The following is an 18088-nucleotide window of genomic DNA, read 5'->3' on the forward strand; positions in this document are numbered from 1 at the left end:
ACCAGACCATGGCCGGAAGATCACGCGCGTGGTCGCGTGCGCGTCGAAGTTCGCTCGTCACGCTGATGAGCCTGAGCCTGCTCGGCGGGGTCGCGCAGGCGGCACCGCTGCAGGCCCAGGCCGCACCGGCACAGCCCGTCATCGGCAAGCCCGCCCTCGACAAGGACGGCTGCGCCAAGATCGAGAAGACCCTGCCGACCCTCGCGGACTGGCCCAAGGTCGACAGCCAGCTCAAGGGGAAGGCCGGCGACGAGGCCCGCATCGCCCAGATCCTCTCGGGGATGACCCTCGAGGAGAAGGTCGGGCAGATGACGCAGCCCGAGATCACCTCGATCACCCCCGACGAGGTCCGCCAGTACGCCATCGGCACCGTCCTCAACGGCGGCGGCGCCTGGCCGGGCGGCAACAAGCACGCCACCCAGCAGGACTGGCTGAACCTCGCCGACTCCTACTGGAACGCCTCCAAGACCAGCCGCACGAAGATCCCCGTCATCTGGGGCATCGACGCCGTGCACGGCAACAACAACGTCTACGGCGCCACCGTCTTCCCGCACAACATCGGCCTCGGCGCGGCGCACGACCCGTGCCTGGTCCGCGACGTCGCCGGCGCGACCGCCCGCCAGGTCCGCTCGACCGGCCAGGACTGGGCGTTCTCGCCGACGCTGGCCGTCGTCCAGGACGACCGCTGGGGCCGCACCTACGAGGGCTTCTCCGAGGACCCGCGGATCACGCGCTCCTACGGCTACGAGGACATCAACGGCCTCCAGGACGGCGCCACCAGCCGCATCGGCTACAACGGCGTGATCGCCACCGCCAAGCACTTCATCGGTGACGGCGGCACGACCAAGGGCCAGGACCAGGGCGTCAACCCGTCGTCCGAGGCCGACATGATCAACCTCCACGGCCAGGGCTACTACGGCGCGCTCGCCGCCGGCTCCCAGACCGTGATGGTGTCGTTCAACAGCTGGACCAACCCGGACCTCGGCATCAACGAGGGCAAGCTGACCGGCAGCAGCAAGGCGATGAACGAGATCCTGAAGGGCAAGATCGGCTTCGACGGCCTGGTCGTGTCCGACTGGAACGCCATCGGCCAGGTCCCCGGCTGCACGAACTCCTCCTGCCCGCAGGCCATCAACGCCGGCATCGACGTCGTGATGGTGCCCGCGGACTGGAAGGCGTTCATCACCAACACCGTCGCCCAGGTGCAGAGCGGCCAGATCCCGATGTCGCGCATCGACGACGCCGTGACCCGCATCCTGCGCGTCAAGCTCCGTGACGGCATCTTCGAGTCGCAGAAGCCGTCCGACCGCTCCTACGCCAACTCGGACGAGGCGCTGAAGGACAACTGGCTGGCCCGCGACGCGGCCCGCGAGTCGCAGACGCTGCTGAAGAACAACGGCAACGTGCTGCCGCTCAAGCCGAAGTCCAAGGTCCTGGTGGTCGGCAAGAGCGCCGACAATATCTCGAACCAGACCGGCGGCTGGACGCTGAGCTGGCAGGGCACCGGCAACACCAACGCCGACTTCCCCAACGCCACCTCGATCCTCACCGGCATCAAGCAGGACCTCGGCGACGCCAACGTCACCTTCGACGCCACCGGCACGGTGGACCCGAAGGGCTACGACGCCGTCATCGCCGTGATCGGTGAGACGCCGTACGCCGAGGGCGTCGGCGACCTGACCCGCAAGACCCTCGAGGCCTCGAAGCTCTACCCCGAGGACGCGGCCGTGCTGGACAAGGTCAGCGGCAAGGGCACCCCGGTCGTCACCGTCTACGTCGGCGGCCGCCCGCTCTACATGAACCACGAGATCAACCGCTCGGACGCGTTCGTCGCGGCCTGGCTGCCCGGCACCGAGGGCGGCGGCGTCGCCGACATGCTCGTCAAGGGCAAGGACGGCACCGGCTACCAGGGCACGCTGTCCTACTCGTGGCCGAAGAGCGCGTGCCAGTCGCCGCTCAACCCGTGGTCCCCGGACTACGACCCGCTGTTCAAGCTGGGTTACGGCCTCAAGACCGGCCAGCGCGTCACCATCGGCCAGCTGGACGAGACCCCCGGCCCGGCGACCTGCGGGTCCACCGGCGGCGGCGGGACGGCGACCGAGGACCTGTCGATCTTCGACCGGACCGACGTCGCCCCGTACAAGAGCTTCATCGGCTCGGCGGAGAACTGGGGCGGCACCGAGATCGGCCCGGACGGCACCGCCGCGCACAGCGAGATCAACACCGTCCCGACGGACGTCAACGTGCAGGGCGACGGCCTGAAGACGACCTGGACCGGCACGGGTGCCGCCCAGCTCTACCTCCAGAACCCGGCGGGCACGGACGACCTGCGCAGCTACCTGAACGCGGACGGGGCGCTGGAGTTCGACACCGTCGTGCAGCAGGCACCGGTCAACCGGACGGTGATCAGCATGCACTGCGTCTACCCGTGCTTCTCCGAGGTGAACGCGACCAAGCTGTTCACCGACCTGGCGGGCGGCGCGAAGACGACGGTCAAGATCCCGTTGTCCTGCTTCAACAACGGGCTCGACTTCGAGCACATCAACACCCCGTTCCTGGTCTACACCGACGCCGCGTTCCAGGCGTCGTTCGCGAACGTGCGGTGGGTCCCCAACGGGGCCAAGGATCCTGATGCGAGACCTTGTTCGAGCTTGACCTGACGACCGGCCGGGCCGGGAGCGGATTCCGCTCCCGGCCCGGTCCGTTTTCCGCCACGATGAAGTGATGACCACCGACGCGATCGCGCTCGCCGACGAACTCCTCGACGTCCTGGGCACCTGGCAGCCGCTCGAAGCGACCTTGGTCGGCATCGAAGGCCACGACGCCGAGCTGACCGATCCCAGCGAAGCCGCCCACGACGCGTTGAAGGCGCGGGCCGCGGACATCCTCGCCCGGGCACAGGCCTCGACCGACGAAGACCGCGTCACGCTGGGCGTCGTCGTCCAGCAGGCCGAGGCCGTTCTCACCCAGCTCGACGCGCGGGTCGTGGAGTTCACCCTGGCCGATCCGATGTTCGCCGTCGGGATCGGCCACCTCGCCTTCCTGCCCCAGCTCGCGCCGTCCGGCGAGCAGGACGCGACCGGCTTCCGGGCCCGGCTGGCCGCCCTGCCCGCGCTCTACGAGGCCCTCGCCCAGCGGCACCGCGACGGCCTGGAAGCCGGACGGACGCCGGTCGAGCGGATGGTCGGCAGCGCCGTCGCGTTCCTCGACCGCTTCCTCGCGCAGGAGTCGCCGTTCCCGGGCCACGAGCAGCTGGTCGCCGACGTCGTGCGGCCCGCGCTGACGCGCTACCGCGAGGTGCTCGCGACCGAGATCGCCGGGCACGGCCGGCCCGACGAGCGGCCCGGGCTCTGCTGGCTCGAAGACGGCGAAGCGACGTACGCGGCGCTGGCCCGGGTGCACACGACCACCGGCCACACGCCCGCGGAGCTGCACCAGCTCGGCTTGGACGTCCTGGCGGGGCTCGAAGCCGAGTACGCCGAGCTCGGCGAGCGCGTCTTCGGGCTGACCGAGCCGGCCGAGGTGCGCCGCCGGCTGCGGACCGACGAGAGCCTCCGCTGGCGCGACGCCGAGGAGATGCTCGGCACCGCCCGCGCCGCCGTCGCCCGCGCGACCGCCGCGGCGCCGGGCTGGTTCCCGCGGATGCCGAAGGCCGAGTGCGTCGTGCGCGCGGTCCCGGACGCGGACGCGCCCGTCGCCGCCCCCGCGTACTACCTGCCGGGCGCGCCCGACGGCTCGCGGCCCGGCGCCTACTTCACCAACACCCACGAGGTGCGCACGCGGGACCGGTTCATCGCCGAGACCGTGGCGTTCCACGAGGCCGTGCCGGGACACCACTTCGAGGTCTCGCTGGCCCAGGAGCTGACCGGGCTCCCGCAGCTGCGCCGGATCGCGCCGGTGACCGCCTACAGCGAGGGCTGGGGGCTCTACACCGAGCGGCTGGCCGACGAAATGGGCTTGTTCTCCGGTGACGTCATGCGCCTCGGCATGGTGGCCGAGGACTCCGTCCGCGCCGCGCGGCTGGTGGTCGACACCGGTCTGCACGCGCTGCGCTGGACACGCGAGCAGTGCGTTGGATTCCTCCGCACGCACACGGTGCTCAGCGAGGTCGAGGTGCAGTCCGAGACCGACCGGTACATCGAGTGCCCCGGGCAGGCGCTGGCCTACATGACCGGCCGGCTGGAGATCGTCCGCCTGCGCCGGTTCGCCGAGGAGGCACTCGGGGATTCCTTCGACATCAAGGAGTTCCACGGCGTCGTGCTCGGCGGCGGACCGGTGCCGCTGCAGGTGCTGGACGACGTCGTGCGCGCCTGGGTCGCCCGCTGACTCAGTGCTGCATACCGTAGGACTTCTGGCACGGGTAGCCGTCGCCGGTGGCCGACCAGCTCGCCGGGTAGCCGTTCTGCGCCCACGCCGCGTAGGCCTGGGCGTAGGTGTAGCCGCGGGAGTACAGCCACTGGCACGGCGTCTGGCTGCCCGAGCTGGTGATGGAGATCCACGGCTGGGCGTTGTACCAGCTCGGCTGGGCGTACCACTGGCTCGTCGCCGCGACGCCCGGGCTCTTCGGCTGGACGTAGACGGTCTGCGGCGCCGGCACGACGACCGTCTGGGGCACGGGCGCGGTGACGGTCGGGGTGCTGAGGGCCGTGACGGTCGCCGTCACGGCCGGGGCCTGGGCCGGGCTGCCGGCGAGCGTGCGCCCGGGAAGCCCGCACGCGGCCAGGGCGAGCACCGCGGAAAGCGCCGTCACGGCGCGGAGAATACGCATGGTCCTGCTCATTTCGTCCGGGTCATGTGGCTGCCGGTGAGAACGCCGCCGGAAACGGTGTAGGAACCGGAAAAGACGCGGGTGCTGCCGTCGGTCTGAATCGCGGAAAGCACGACGTACACGGTGTTCCCGCGGACGTCGGTGACGGTCAGCGTGTCCCACGACGTCGTCGAGAAACCGTTGACGTACTTGGTGTACCCGCCGCTCCCGGCGATGCGGCTGCCGCCGAGCGACCACGCCGTGGTGAAATCACGGCGGTTGAGCGCGTCGTAGTAGGAGATCACCGTCTGGGCCGCCGACGGGTCCGCCGGCGCGACGTAGACCGGCGGCTGCTGGACGTAGACCGTTTGCGGTGCGGGCACAGCGATGACGCTGGTCGTCACCGCCTGCGGGGTCACCGCGACCGGGACCGGCACACCCGCCACGGGCACGCCGCAGGCCGCGGCACCCAGCAGGAGCAGGGCGCCGACGAGAATTCCGGTGGGTTTCATGGGGAATCAGCTTCTTCCGTGTTCGCCACCCAGGAATCGGCCGCCCGCGGAACTCTGCAACAGTTTCCGGAGAACGCGACCCAAGCGTTATCCCGTGGGATTCAGACGTTCTGCCGCGTGATGTCGTAGGCCGTCATCGCGGCGGCCAGGTGGCGGGCGTCGGCGGCCCGCGTCGCGTCGAAACCGGTGATCAGCTGGATCCGGCCGAGGCGGTAGGTGAGCGTGTTGCGGTGGATGCTCAACGCGCTCGCGGCTTCGCCGCGGTTGTACCCCGAGACGACGAACGCGCGCAGGGCGTCGATCAGGTGCGGGTGGTCTTCGAGCGGGTCGAGCACCCGCGCGAGGGCGTCGCGCGCCGGGCCCGGGCGGGCGAGCTGGTACTCGATGGCGAGGTCGGCCAGCCGGTAGAGCCGCGCGGGCCGGCGCAGGTTTTCCGCCAGGGCCAGCACTTCCACGGCTTCGGCGTGCGCGGCCGGGATGCCGGTGTGGGTCTCCGCCCGCGCCGCGGCGGCGGTGCAGGGCCGGCCGCAGATCCGGTCGACCCGCGCGGCGACGGCGTCCACCGCGACGCCGTCCGGCACGAGCAGCACCCCGCCGTCACCCTTGAAGGTCACCAGGACCGCACTGTCCACATCGGACCGGACGGCGCGGAAGAGGTCCGTCGCCGCCCGGGAACCGGCCGAAGCGGGCAGCGCGGGCAGGTGGAACACGACGACGTCGTAGCCCGGCGGCAGCTCGCGGTGGCGCACCGGACGGCCGGCGAGCAGGCTCGACGCTAGGTTCTGCCGGTCCTCGCGCTGTTCCCAGTCGAGGTCTTCGCGCTCGCGCAGGTACGCCTCGGCGACGCGCGGCATCACCTCGCCGAGGAAGTCGAGCATCCGCGCGCCGAGCAGCGCCCGGTCACCGGTCAGCTTCTCCCAGGCGACGCTCGCGGCGAGCGGGTAGATCTTGAGGACGGCTTCGAGCGGCAGGCCGTCGCGGGCCCGCTCGGCGCCCCAGGCGATCGGCAGGGCCAGCTCGGCGTCGGTCGGGCGCCGGCCTTCGGCGACGGTGGTCAGGAACAGCTCGAACACCGCGGTCGCGTTGGCGACCAGGTCACCCGCCAGCACGCTCGCGGGCAGCAGCCGGTATTCGGGGATCTCGGCCGCGCAACGAGTGATCATCGCGCTGGCGATCTCACCCGATCGAGGGAACAGCTCGGCCACGGAATCCATGCCACATTGTCACCATGCACAAACGGCCACGGCAACTTTCTGCGCGTTCTGCCAGCAGACAGCCCTGATCTTGTGCCGCATTCTGTGCAGAGCAACCAGACTGAAGGGACTTCGCAATGGCGCGGGGAACAAAACGATGGCTGGCCGGACTCGGGATCGCGAGCCTGCTCGCCCTGGGCGCGGCGGCGCCGGCCCAGGCCGCGAGCGGCGGCAACAACGACTTCGGCTGCCGCCCGAGCGCCGCGCACCCGAACCCGGTCGTGCTGCTCCACGGCACCTTCGCCACCTACTACGAGGACCTCAACTTCCTGCAGGCCGACCTGGCCGCCCGCGGCTACTGCACGTTCTCGCTGACCTACGGCGCCTACCCGCAGTTCCCGTTCGTGGGCGGCCTCAAGCCGGTCGCGGAGTCGTCGGTCGAGATCAAGAACTACGTCGAAAAGGTCCGCGCGGCCACCGGCGCGGCCAAGGTCGACGTCGTCGGGCACTCCGAAGGCGGCCTCCAGTCGATCTACCTGGCCAAGATGCAGGGCATCCAGAGCGAGATCGGCAAGGTCGTCGCGATCGCGCCGCCGACCCATGGCGCCAACGCGTCCGGGCTGCTGACGCTGGCCTACACGCTGCTCGGCAAGAGCACGTGGGACAACGTCGTCAAGACGATCGGCCTGCCGATCTTCGCCGACGAGCTGGACGGCGGGGCCGCGATCGTCGCGCTCAACACCGGGCCGGTCGCCCAGCCCGGCATCGACTACACGATCATCACCTCGCGCTACGACGAGCTGGTCACCCCGACCGAGACGTCGTTCATCCGCGAGCCCGGCGTGCACAACCGCTACGTCCAGGACTCCTGCCCGTTCGACCCGGTCGGCCACATCGGCGAGGCCTACGACCTCAACGTCTGGCACCTGGTCCGCAACGCGCTCGACCCGGCGCACGCCGCGCCGATCCGGATCTGCGCCGTGGGCTCGCCCGGATGACCTGGCCCCGCTACGACGGCCCCGGGGACCTCGCGGCGATCGAGGCCGTCCCGCTGGCGGACCGCGGCCTGCCGGAGAGCACGTACGAGCTGCTCCGGCGGGCCGGGACCCAGTTCACCGATCGCCCGGCGCTGACGCTCCTGCCCTCGGGCGAGGCGTGGGAGCACGCGGAGACCTGGACGTACGGCGACCTGCTCGCCCGCGTCCACCGGATCGCGAACGTGCTCTCCGACCTGGGCGTCACCCGGCGGGACGCGGTCGCGCTGCTCGCGCCCAACAGCGGTGACGTCTTCGCGGCGACGCTGGCGGCCCAGGCCGTCGGCATCGCCGCGCCGGTCAACCCCGGCCTCGCGCCGCACCAGGTGCGGGAGCTGCTCGAGACGTCCGGCGCGCGTCTGGTCATCGCGGCCGACCCGGACCTCGACGTCGGCCGCCCGGTCCTCTCGCTCGCGGAACTGGCGGCCCGCGCCGACGCCGCCGATCCGGTCCGGCTGCACGCCGAGCCGCCGTCCTCGGGCGACTTCGCGGGCTACTTCCACACCGGCGGCTCCACCGGCACCCCGAAGATCGCCGTGCACACCCAGGCCGGCGAGGTCGCCATGGCCTGGACGCTCGCCGCGTCGACCGGCGACGACGACCTCGTGCTGCTCGCCGCGCTCCCCCTGTTCCACGTCAACGCGCTGCTCGTGACCGGGCTGGCGCCGCTGTTCAAGGGCCGGCACGTCGTCTGGGCGGGCCCGCTCGGCTACCGCGACCCGGCGCTGTACCCGGTGTTCTGGCGGATCGTCGAGCGCTACCGGATCGGCGCGATGTCCGCCGTGCCGACGGTCTACGCCGTGCTCGCGCAGGTCCCGGTCGACGCGGACATCTCCAGTCTCACGTTCCCGATCGTCGGCGCGGCGCCGCTGCCCGCGGCGGTGCGCCGGCAGTGGCGCGAGCGCACCGGCACCGACCTGGTCGAGGGCTACGGCCTGACCGAGGGCACCTGCGCGTCCGCCCGCGGCTTCCCCGGCGTCTCGCGACCCGGCACGGTCGGGCAGCGGATGCCGTACCAGGAGGTCAAGGCCGTCCGGATCGACGGCGACGGCTGGACGGACCTGCTCCCCGGCGAGACAGGCGTGCTGGTGATCCGCGGCCCGAACGTCTTCCCCGGCTACCTGCGCGACGGCGAGCCGGACCCGGCGGGCAAGGTCGTCGACGGCTGGCTCGACACGGGCGACCTCGGCAGCGTCGACGCCGAGGGGTTCATCCGGCTGGCCGGCCGCGCGAAGGACCTGATCATCCGCGGCGGCCACAACATCGACCCCGCGACGATCGAGGAGGCGCTGCTGGCGCACCCGGCGGTCTCGGCCGCGGCGGCGGTCGGACGCCCCGACCGGCACTCGGGCGAGGTCCCGGTGGTCTACGTGACGCTGCACGCCCCGACACCGTCATCGGAACTCCTGGAGTGGGCGGCCTCGCGGGTCCCCGAGCGCGCGGCCGTCCCGAAGGACGTCCACATCGTCCCGGAGATCCCGCTGACGGCGGTGGGCAAGCAGTACAAACCGGCCCTGCGCCAAGACACTCTGCGCCGAGTAGCCGAGGCCGAGGTCGACGCCCTGGATCTCGACGCCGAGGTGACAGTCGAGCTGGACCGCGACGAACCCGTGGTGGTCATCGCCGCGCCTCCCTCGGCGCCGCTCGCCGCGGCCCTGGATGCTTACGCCTTCCGCTGGCGCTACGCCTGACCGAGGCCTCGGTCCAAGGCCGTGAATGTCGCATTGAGGGACTTGGTGTCCCTCAAAGCGACATTCACGGCCTTCCGACCGGTGCGCTCAGCCGAGGCCGATGGCGAAGACGTGCAGGTTCGCGTCGGTCGGCAGCGTGACCGAGGCGATCTGCTTGCCCGCCGGGGCGTCGAACGGTGCCGTCGCGTAGACCGACGCGCCGCCGCCCGGGCCGCCCGGCTGGTTGCGGTGGTCGGCGCGCGCGACGAGCGTGTTGCCGAACACCGGGTCCGTGCCGCCGCCCGGGAACACCCAGTCGCCGAAGGACAGGTCGGCCTGCCCGGTGGTGCCGTCGGTGAAGGTGACCGTGGCCTTGGCCTGGTGGTCGCCGTTCGACGCCGTGCCGATGAACGACAGCCGCGTCCCGGACAGCTGGACCGTCTGTCCCGCCGGGACGACGTTGTCCGGACGTCCGGCCGGCGCGGCGGGCCACACGAACGACGTGCCCGCGGCCTGCGACGTCTTGCCGCCGACCAGGCCCGCCGCGGCCAGCGCTTCCCGGGACAGGCTGTTCCCGGCGCCGTCGATGTCCGCCGAGCCGACGTCGCCGTCGTCCGAGATGCCGACGTTCGAGTACGCGGCCGCGAGCCCGCCCTTCGGCGCGACCAGCACGATCACCGAGCCGGGCACCGACGTCGAGCCGCCCCGGACGGTCACCGGGACCTGGTAGTAGCCCTCGGGTGTCCCGGCGGCCACCGAAACCGTCAGCTTCGCCGTGCCGCTGCCGGTCCGGTCGTCGAGCTTCAGCTGCCGCGGCCCCGTGACCTTCAGACCGGCCGGCGCCTTCGTCGTGACGTCCAGCGCGCGGTCGTGCCCGCCGAGCCGTTGCGCGCTGACCGTGGCCTCGCCCGTGCTGTCCGGTTCGACGACGACCTGGTTGGTCGCCGACGTGAGGAACGGCTTCTCGTTATCCTGGTAGGACGGTGGCACCGAGTTCGCCGCCCACCGCTTGTCCGGAGTGGACTGCAGGGAGAAGTCCAGCCGGGCGCCGTCGCGGACCGTGTTCGCGGGCAGGTACGTGCGGTCCCAGTCACGGCCGTTCAACGACAGGTCGTGGACGTACGGCGTGCCCGAAGACGCCTTCGGTGCGCGGATGTCGATCGTCCGTCCATTCGGGAGGGACAGGATCGCGCGCTCGAACAGCGGGCTGTGCACGACCAGGTCCGGCGTGCCCGGCGTGGCCGGGTAGATGCCGAGCGCGGCCCAGACGTACCACGACGACTGCGCGCCGAGGTCGTCGTTGCCCGGCTCGCCGTCCGGCGTCGCGCTGAACAACGTCGTGGCGATCTCGCGGACCACCTGCTGCGTCTTCCACGGCTGCCCGACGTGGTTGTACAGCCACGGCACGCCGAAGTCGGGCTCGTTGCCGGCCCACATGTTCGGCTCGTTCGGGCCGACGTTCAGCTTCTGGAAGAAGGTGTCCAGCCGCTGGGAAACCGCGGCCGGCCCGCCCATCGCCGTCACCAGGCCGGCCGGGTCCTGCGGCACCAGCCAGGTGTACTGCGCGGCGTTGCCCTCGTCGAAGCCGTCCTGGCCGAACTTGCCGGGCGGCGGCGGGACGTAGGCCGGGCCGTCCGGGAAGCGGCCGTCCTGCCCGCGCGGCTGCAGGTAGCCGGTGAGCGGGTTGAAGATGTTCTGCCAGTTCTGGCCGCGCTGGGTGAACTCGCGCGCGACGTCACGGTCGCCGATGCCCTGGGCGAACTGCGCGATGGCGAAGTCGTCGATCGCCCACTCCAGGGTGATCGACGCGCCGACGCGGGCGTGGTCACCGCGCGAGGCGTCGTTGTTCGGCATGTACCCGCGGGCGACGTAGTCCGCGATGCCCTTGCGTTCCTGGTACGCGCCAGGCGTGTTGTCGACCGACGTCGCACCCTTGACCAGGTACTTCAGCGCCGTCTTGACGTCGAAGTCCCGCGCACCGAACGCGTACAGGTTGGAGATCAGCGCGACCGAGCTGTCGCCGGTCATCTGGCCGGTGTAGTCGTTCGCCATCGGCCAGCGCGGCCACCAGCCGCCCTGCACGGCGTCGTTCGTCAGCGACTGCGCCATGTCGCTGGCTTCCTTCGGGAACAGCATCGCCTGCAACGGCGCGAGCGAGCGATAGGTGTCCCAGTCGGAGAAGTTCGCGTACTGGTGCCGCCCCTTGGGCAACGTCCGGATCTGGTCGTCGAAGCCGATGTAGCGCCCGTCGGCGTCGTCGAACGTGTTCGGGTGCATCAGCGAGTGGTACAGGAAGGTGTAGAACGTCTTGAGCTGAGCCGCATCGCGACCCGCGACCCGGATCTTGCCCAGCGCCTGCGTCCACTTGTCCCTGGTGGCCTTGCGGACGGCGGCGAAGTCGAAGCCCGGGACCTCCGCGGCGGCGTTGGCCTTCGCGCCGTCGACGCCCACGTAGGACATCGACACCTTGGCGTGCACCAGACTCTGGGCACCGAAGGTCAGGTACGCGCCCGCCTTCGGCGAGTCGACGCTGTCGGTGTCCGGCTTGACGCTCGAGCCGTCCCAGGTGCCGTGCGCGGTGAACGGCTGGTCGAAGGTGATGTCGTAGTAGACGGTGTACTTGTTGGGCTTGCCGCAGAAGTTGCCGGTAGTCGCCGAGCCGCTGACCTCGCGGTCGCCGGTGATCTTCAGGTCGGCCTTCGAGTTCCCGGCGAGGCTGGCGCCGCCCTTGACGAGCACCTGCGCGTTCGCGCCGGCCGGGAAGGTGAACGCGGCGAGCCCGGTGCGCGTGGTCGCGGTCAGCTCGGCCCGGACCTTCGAGTCGGCGAGCGTCACGGCGTAGTAGCCCGGCTCGGCCTTCTCGTCGTCGTGGGTGAAGTGCTCGGTGCGGTCCCAGGGCGCGCTGCCGACGTCGCCGGTGATCGGCAGGATCGGCACGTCGCCGAACGCGTTGCAGCCGACCGAGGCGTGGTCGAGACTGAAACCTCGGATCTGATCACTGTGGTACTGGTAGCCGGCGTACGCGCCTTGCGTGTCCGGCGAGAACTGCATCATCCCGAACGGCGTCGCCGGGCCGGGGAAGTTGTTGATCTCCCCCACCGAACTGCCGCCGCTGCCCGTCCCGATCAGCGGGTCGACGTACGCCGACGGGTCGCTGACCAGCGGCGTTCCTGGTGACATCGTTGTCGGCGCCGCCGAAGCGACAGCCGGTACGCCGATCACCGCCGTCGCGACGATCGCGGCCAAGAGTCTGTATCGCACCGGTGCCCTCCCGAGGCTGCTCAGACAAAACTGCCTGAACATCCGACCTTTGCGTGCCACTGGGGGCCGGGTCAACACTTTGACAAAGACTTGACCCGTTCCCCCGAGGTATGAAGATCCGGTCAGGATGGGGTGCTCACCGTGTCAGGACGCCTACTGTCTACGCCGTGTGCGCACGTGTACTGGTCGCCGAGGACGACGAGAAGCAGGCCGAAGTCCTCCGGCTCTACCTCGAGAGCGAAGGCCACACCGTCGTGCTGGCCCCGGACGGCCGGGCCGCCCTCGAAGAGGCCCGCCGCGACCGCCCCGACCTGCTCGTCCTCGACGTGATGATGCCCAAGGTCGACGGCCTGGACGTCTGCCGGATCCTGCGCGGCGAGTCCGACGTCGCGGTGCTGATGCTCACCGCCCGGGCCACCGAGGACGACCTGCTGCTCGGCCTGGACCTCGGCGCGGACGACTACCTGACCAAGCCGTACAGCCCGCGCGAGCTGATGGCGCGCGTCCGCACGCTGCTGCGGCGGACCGCCGCCCGGCGCGAACCGCCCGACACGACGTTGCGCGCGGGCGGGCTGCGGCTCGACCCGGTGCGGCACGAGGTGTCGGTCGCCGGCCGCCCGGTGGAGACGACGCCGGGTGAGTTCCTGCTGCTGGAGACGCTGATCAAGCAGCCGGGCCGGGTGTTCACCCGGCGGCAGCTGCTGGAGCTGACCCGCGGCGACGACCGGTTCGTCAGCACCCGGATCATCGACGTCCACGTGCTCAACCTGCGCAAGAAGCTCGAGCCGGACCCGGCGAAGCCGCAGTACCTGCTGACGGTGTTCGGCGTCGGTTACAAGCTGGCCGCCGAGAATGGCGACTGAAGGTCGCCGGCGCCGCTTCCCGCGGCGTCGCAGCCTGGTCCTGCGGCTCTCGGCCGTCTCGCTGCTCATCGCGCTCGGCTCGATCGCCGCGACGGCGTGGCTCGCCGTGCAGACCACCACCCGCGCGATCCAGCAGGAGCAGGGTCAGGCCCTCTCCGACGACGCGACGATCTACACCGAGCTGCTCGGCTTCGCCGCGGCGAACCACACCTGGGACCAAGCCGCTCCGAAACTGCGGGCGCTGGCCGGGGAGACCGGCCGCCGGATCGTCGTGACCACGATCGACCGGCGGGTGCTCGCCGACTCCGGCGGCGCGCCGGTCACGCTGCCGGTGAAGGCGAGCGCGTCGGTGGACCCGCTGCACGTCGACCCGGTGCTGCTGCCGGGCGCCGGGACCAGCGGCATCGACCCGCGCGCGGTGGGGCCGTTCCGGCTGCCGCCCCGCGAACGGGACGACGTCGCCGCCATGGCCGAGAAGGTCGTCACCTGCCTGGACGACATGGGCCTGCGCAGCGACGTGCGGCAGTCGCCGAGCGGCCGGCCGCAGATCAGCTCACCCGACGCCGTCACCGTCCGCTACTTCGCGGCCAAGTGCGGGATCTACGAGCTCACGGCGCCCACGCCGACCGAGCAGGCCGCGCTCGGCAGTCTCGACGACGCCGTGAACGCCTGCCTCGCCCGCCAAGGCGGGGAACAGGTGAAGCTCAGCCTCGACTTCGAAGCGCTCGGCGCCACCGACCAGGGCCCCGCCCAGACCTGCGTCGACACGGCCCGGCGGGCGCAGCTCGCCCCGTACGTCGCGCCGCCCGCGCTGCTGTTCACGCTCGGGCCCGGCGACTCGCCGCTGCCGACGTTCACGCTGTCGCGGGAGAACCTGACGCGGATCCTCGCGGTGACCGGCGGGGTGCTGGCGCTGGCCGTGGCGATCACCGTGCTGGTCTCGACGCGGCTGTCCCGGCCGCTGCGGGCGCTGACCGAGGCGGCCGAGCAGGACCGGCCGGCACCGGTGAAGTCCCGCGACGAGGTGGGTTACCTCGCGACCGCGTTCAACGACCTCACCGCGCGCCGCGAACGCATCGAGGAGCAGCGCAAGGCGATGGTCAGCGACATCGCGCACGAGCTGCGCAACCCGCTGAACGTCATCCGCGGCCGGCTGGAGGCCGCCGAGGACGGGCACCTGCCGTTCGACCACGCGCTGTCCGCGTCGCTGCTCGAGGAAACCGTGCTGCTGCAGCACATCGTCGAGGACCTGCAGGACCTGGCCGCGGCCGACGCCGGGCACCTGCGGCTGTACCCGGAGGCCGTGGACGCGGCCGAGCTGGCCGCCCAGGTCGCGGCCGCGCACGCCGACCGGGCCACCGCGGCCGGCGTCACGCTGAGCGTCGAGGCCGCCGGCGAAGCCCGGCTGACGGCCGACCCGGTGCGCCTGCGCCAGGTCGCCGGCAACCTGGTGACCAACGCGATCCGGCACACCCCGCCCGGCGGCCGCGTCACGATCCACGTCTCGTCCACTGTGGACGAGGTGGTGCTCGCGGTCGCGGACACCGGCACCGGCATCGCCGCCGAGGACCAGCCGCACGTGTTCGACCGGTTCTGGCGGGCCGAGAAGTCCCGCAGCCGCCAGACCGGCGGCAGCGGGCTCGGCCTCGCCATCGTGCGTCACCTCGTGCAGGCCCACGACGGCACGATCGACGTCGAGTCCGAAGTGGACGCCGGGTCGACGTTCACCGTCCGGCTGCCGAGGGCTACCCCTTGAGGCCGCTCTGGGCGAGGCCTTCGACGAACTGGCGCTGCGCGATGATGAACACGAGCAGCACCGGCACGACCGTCGTGGTCGCGGCGGCGAGCTGGACGTTCCAGAGGTGCCCGCCGTAGACGTCGACGTACTGCGTCAGCGCCACCGGCAGCGTGTACATGTCCTTGTCGGTCAGGTAGACCAGCGGTTCCAGGAAGAAGTTCCACGTGTTGAGGAACGTGAAGATCGCGACGGCCGCCAGTGCGGGCTTCGCGATCGGCATGGCGACACGGCGGTAGAGCCCGAAGCGCGACAGGCCGTCGAGCCGGCCCGCCTCCTCCAGCTCGCCCGGGATCGTGATGAAGAACTGCCGCATCACGAACGTCGCGAGCACGCTGGGCGCGCCGAAGATCGGCACGACGATCAACGGCCAGTGCGTGTTCGTCAGCCCGAGGTCGTCGACCAGCCGGAACAGCGGGATGATCGTGACCTCGCTCGGCACCATCAGCCCGACGAGGATCAGCCCGAACAACTTCTCACCGCGGAACCGGATGCGCGCGAACGCGTAGCCGGCCAGCGAAGAGAAGAACATCGTGCCCAGCGTGACGAGCACCGCGATGTACAGGCTGTTGAAGTACTGCCGCGCCAACGGGAAGTCGGTGAACGCGGCCTTGTAGTTCTCCCACTGCGGCTGGTTCGGGAAGAGCTTCGGCGGGTACGCGAGCACTTCGTTGGCCGGCAGCAGCGACGCCGTGATCATCCACCAGGTGGGGAACACGAACGGCACCGCCAGCACGACCATCACCACGTAGCAGGTGATCTTCGCCCTACGACTCATGGAACACCCACCGCCTCCGCATCCGCCACTGCAGCAGCGTCAGCACCAGGATCACGAGGAACAGCACAACGGCGAGCGCGGCGCCGTAGCCGAGGTCGTGGTTGGCGAAGGCCTGCTGGTAGAAGTAGAAGACGAGCACGTTGGTGCTGTCCGCGGGTCCGCCGAGGGTCAGCACCTGGATCTGCGCGAACACCTGGAGCGCACCGGCGACCGTGATGATCGCGGTGAGCAGCGTGGTCGGGCTGATCATCGGCAGGATCACCGAGCGGAACCGGCGCCACGGCCCGGCACCGTCCAACTGGGATGCCTCCATGATGGACGCCGGGATCCCCTGCAGCGCGGCGAGGAACAGGACCATGTTGAGCCCGACGTTCTTCAGCACCTGCACCACGATCACCGACACCATCGCGCTGCCGTTGCCGCGCAGCCAGTTCGGCCCGTCGATCCCGATGGTCTGCAGCAGCGAGTTGATCCCGCCGTTGTCCTGCAGCAGGAAGTTCCACACGATCGTCCACGCCACGAGCGTGATGACCACCGGCGAGAAGAAGATCGTCCGGAACACCGTGGTGCCCCGCAGCTTCAGGTTCAGCAGCAACGCGAGCGAGAGCGCCAGCGCGAGGTTCAGCACGACCAGGCCGACGCAGAAGATCGCCGTCGCGCGGGCGACCTTGGGCGCGGTCGGGTCGTCGAAGAGCTTCGCGTAGTTGTCCGCACCGGCGAACGACGACGTCCCGGCCAGCAGGTTGACGTCCTGGAAGCTGTACCAGACCACCGCGGCCAGTGGCGCCACGACAAAGGCGAGGAAGCCGAGAGCCTGCGGGGCGATGAAGATCCACCCCGCGAGCTCTTCGCGCTTCTTCGAAGTCAGGGTCACCGGCTCAGCACCGGGTCGATGGCTTGGCACACCCCGGCCAGCGCGGCGGGCACGTTCGCGTCCGGCTTCCACATCGGGTCCAAAGCGGACTGGACGAGCGACGCGATCCGCGCGCTGCCCGTGTGCGACGGCAGCACCGCGCCGTTCTTGATCCCGTTCACCACGACGTTCTGCAGCTGTTCCTGGCTGAACAACGGGTTCGCCTTCGCCAGGGTGGCCGCGTTGATCAGGCTGTCGCGCGCCGGCGGGAAGTACTGGCCGAGCTTCGCCGAGTTGGCCGGGTCGGTGAAGAACGCCAGGAAGTCCGCCGCGGCCTTGGCGTGCTTGCCCTTCACCGGGACACCGATCCCGGCCTGGCCGATGACCTGCGCGTTCGCCTTCGGCCCGGCGGGCAGCGGGACGATGCCCCAGTCGAACGGCTTGGCCTTCAGCAGCCCGGCCCGGCTGATCTGCGCGATGGTCAGGCCCGATTCGCCGGCGAAGAAGTCCGCCGTCGTGCCCGGGCCGGGCAGCGCCTTGTCGGTGAAGATCGCCTGGTGCAGGAAGGTCATCGCGGACGTCATCTCCGGCGTCGCGAACCCGCAGGTCTTGCCGTCCGGGCCCCAGGCGTCGGCGCCGAAGCCGCGCCAGACCGAGGCGAGCAGCACCCACTGCTTGTACTCGAACTCGCGCACGACCAAGCCGGCCTTGCCGGTGTCGCGCGCGGCGACCTGGGTGGCGATCTGCTTGGCGGCGGCCCAGGTCCACCGTCCACTCGCGAGCAGCTGGTCCGGGGTCTCGGTGATCCCGGCCTGGGTGAGCAGGTTCTTGTTGTAGAACATGCCGAACGGCGACGTCGAGAACGGGTAGGCGAAGAGGCTGTCGTCCTTGGTCCACAGCTTCGTGGCGGACGGGACGAGCTCACCGACGTTGTAGCCCGCGGTCGCGGTCAGCGTCGGCTTCAGGTCGGTGAGCGCGCCGGACTGGACGAAGTCCGGGGCGTCGCGCTCGAGGATCCACGCGAGGTCGGGCGGGTTGCCGCCGGACATCTGCGTCGTCAGCGCGGCCGAGTACGCGCTCGTGTCGCCCGGGACGACGTCGAACTTCACCGACGCGACCTCGGGGTGGGCCTTGCGGTACTCGGCGGCGATGGAGTCGAAGAGGGCGAGCTGGTTCTTGTCCGTCGTCCAGACCGTCATGCGCAGTGCGACGTTCGTGTCGTCGCCGGCGCCGCCCGAGCAGGCGGTCGAAGCCAGTGCGACAGCGGACAACGCCGCGGCGATGAGCAGCCGGGCTCGACGGTGGGCCACTCTTGGGTAGGCCACAGTGCCTCCTGGTTATTCGAATTAGCAGCGACGGTAAACGTCTCGTTCGTAGGCTGT

General features: G+C 70.8%; 13 protein-coding genes. 6 read left to right on the forward strand and 7 right to left on the reverse strand.

Annotated features, from left to right (window positions below):
• The first annotated feature begins 65 nt into the window (after window positions 1–65).
• On the forward strand, window positions 66–2660 hold the full coding sequence (locus MUY22_RS02860; protein ID WP_247063606.1) for an exo 1,3/1,4-beta-D-glucan glucohydrolase: 2595 nt from the start codon (window positions 66–68) through the stop codon (window positions 2658–2660).
• Between the two features lie 64 nt (window positions 2661–2724).
• Window positions 2725–4326: a DUF885 family protein gene (locus MUY22_RS02865; protein WP_247056733.1), complete on the forward strand. Its 1602-nt coding sequence runs from the start codon at window positions 2725–2727 to the stop codon at window positions 4324–4326.
• 1 nt (window position 4327) lies between these two features.
• On the opposite strand, the gene MUY22_RS02870 is transcribed toward MUY22_RS02865, so the two are convergent.
• The 3 genes from MUY22_RS02870 to MUY22_RS02880 all read right to left on the reverse strand — a co-directional run bounded on the left by MUY22_RS02870 (window position 4328) and on the right by MUY22_RS02880 (window position 6473).
• Window positions 4328–4750: a hypothetical protein gene (locus tag MUY22_RS02870; protein ID WP_247056736.1), complete on the reverse strand. Its 423-nt coding sequence runs from the start codon at window positions 4748–4750 to the stop codon at window positions 4328–4330.
• Between the two features lie 26 nt (window positions 4751–4776).
• Window positions 4777–5259, reverse strand: coding sequence for a hypothetical protein (locus tag MUY22_RS02875; RefSeq protein ID WP_247056738.1), 483 nt, complete (start codon window positions 5257–5259; stop codon window positions 4777–4779).
• Window positions 5260–5360: 101 nt separating this feature from the next.
• The gene (locus MUY22_RS02880; protein ID WP_247056740.1) at window positions 5361–6473 is read right to left on the reverse strand and encodes a CdaR family transcriptional regulator; all 1113 of its coding nucleotides are present in this window, start codon (window positions 6471–6473) and stop codon (window positions 5361–5363) included.
• A 116-nt stretch (window positions 6474–6589) separates the two neighbouring features.
• Between MUY22_RS02880 and MUY22_RS02885 the strand changes: the two genes are divergently transcribed.
• Entirely contained in the window at window positions 6590–7450 is an 861-nt protein-coding gene (locus MUY22_RS02885; RefSeq protein ID WP_247056742.1) for a triacylglycerol lipase, read from the forward strand.
• The gene (locus MUY22_RS02890; RefSeq protein WP_247056744.1) at window positions 7447–9177 is read left to right on the forward strand and encodes an AMP-binding protein; all 1731 of its coding nucleotides are present in this window, start codon (window positions 7447–7449) and stop codon (window positions 9175–9177) included. Before MUY22_RS02885 ends, MUY22_RS02890 begins: the two co-directional genes overlap by 4 nt.
• A gap of 87 nt (window positions 9178–9264) precedes the next feature.
• Here the strand turns inward: MUY22_RS02890 and MUY22_RS02895 are convergent, their stop codons facing one another.
• Window positions 9265–12417 (reverse strand): GH92 family glycosyl hydrolase, encoded by a 3153-nt coding sequence (locus MUY22_RS02895; RefSeq protein WP_247056746.1) that lies wholly within the window; start codon window positions 12415–12417, stop codon window positions 9265–9267.
• Between the two features lie 167 nt (window positions 12418–12584).
• On the opposite strand from MUY22_RS02895, the gene MUY22_RS02900 reads away from it, so the two are divergent.
• Together MUY22_RS02900 and MUY22_RS02905 are read left to right on the forward strand one after the other, a co-directional pair.
• The gene (locus tag MUY22_RS02900; protein ID WP_247056748.1) at window positions 12585–13280 is read left to right on the forward strand and encodes a response regulator transcription factor; all 696 of its coding nucleotides are present in this window, start codon (window positions 12585–12587) and stop codon (window positions 13278–13280) included.
• The gene (locus tag MUY22_RS02905; protein ID WP_247056750.1) at window positions 13270–15036 is read left to right on the forward strand and encodes a cell wall metabolism sensor histidine kinase WalK; all 1767 of its coding nucleotides are present in this window, start codon (window positions 13270–13272) and stop codon (window positions 15034–15036) included. Before MUY22_RS02900 ends, MUY22_RS02905 begins: the two co-directional genes overlap by 11 nt.
• On the opposite strand, the gene MUY22_RS02910 is transcribed toward MUY22_RS02905, so the two are convergent.
• The 3 genes from MUY22_RS02910 to MUY22_RS02920 are packed head-to-tail and all read right to left on the reverse strand — an operon-like array spanning window position 15026 to window position 18031.
• Complete coding sequence (locus MUY22_RS02910) at window positions 15026–15853, reverse strand: carbohydrate ABC transporter permease (protein WP_247056752.1); 828 nt, start codon at window positions 15851–15853, stop codon at window positions 15026–15028. The genes MUY22_RS02905 and MUY22_RS02910 overlap by 11 nt on opposite strands.
• Entirely contained in the window at window positions 15843–16727 is an 885-nt protein-coding gene (locus tag MUY22_RS02915) for a carbohydrate ABC transporter permease (RefSeq protein ID WP_247056754.1), read from the reverse strand. Before MUY22_RS02915 ends, MUY22_RS02910 begins: the two co-directional genes overlap by 11 nt.
• The gene (locus MUY22_RS02920; RefSeq protein WP_247056756.1) at window positions 16724–18031 is read right to left on the reverse strand and encodes a sugar ABC transporter substrate-binding protein; all 1308 of its coding nucleotides are present in this window, start codon (window positions 18029–18031) and stop codon (window positions 16724–16726) included. Before MUY22_RS02920 ends, MUY22_RS02915 begins: the two co-directional genes overlap by 4 nt.
• Between the last annotated feature and the right edge of the window lie 57 nt (window positions 18032–18088).

Source organism: Amycolatopsis sp. WQ 127309 (genome assembly GCF_023023025.1).
GTDB lineage: Bacteria > Actinomycetota > Actinomycetes > Mycobacteriales > Pseudonocardiaceae > Amycolatopsis.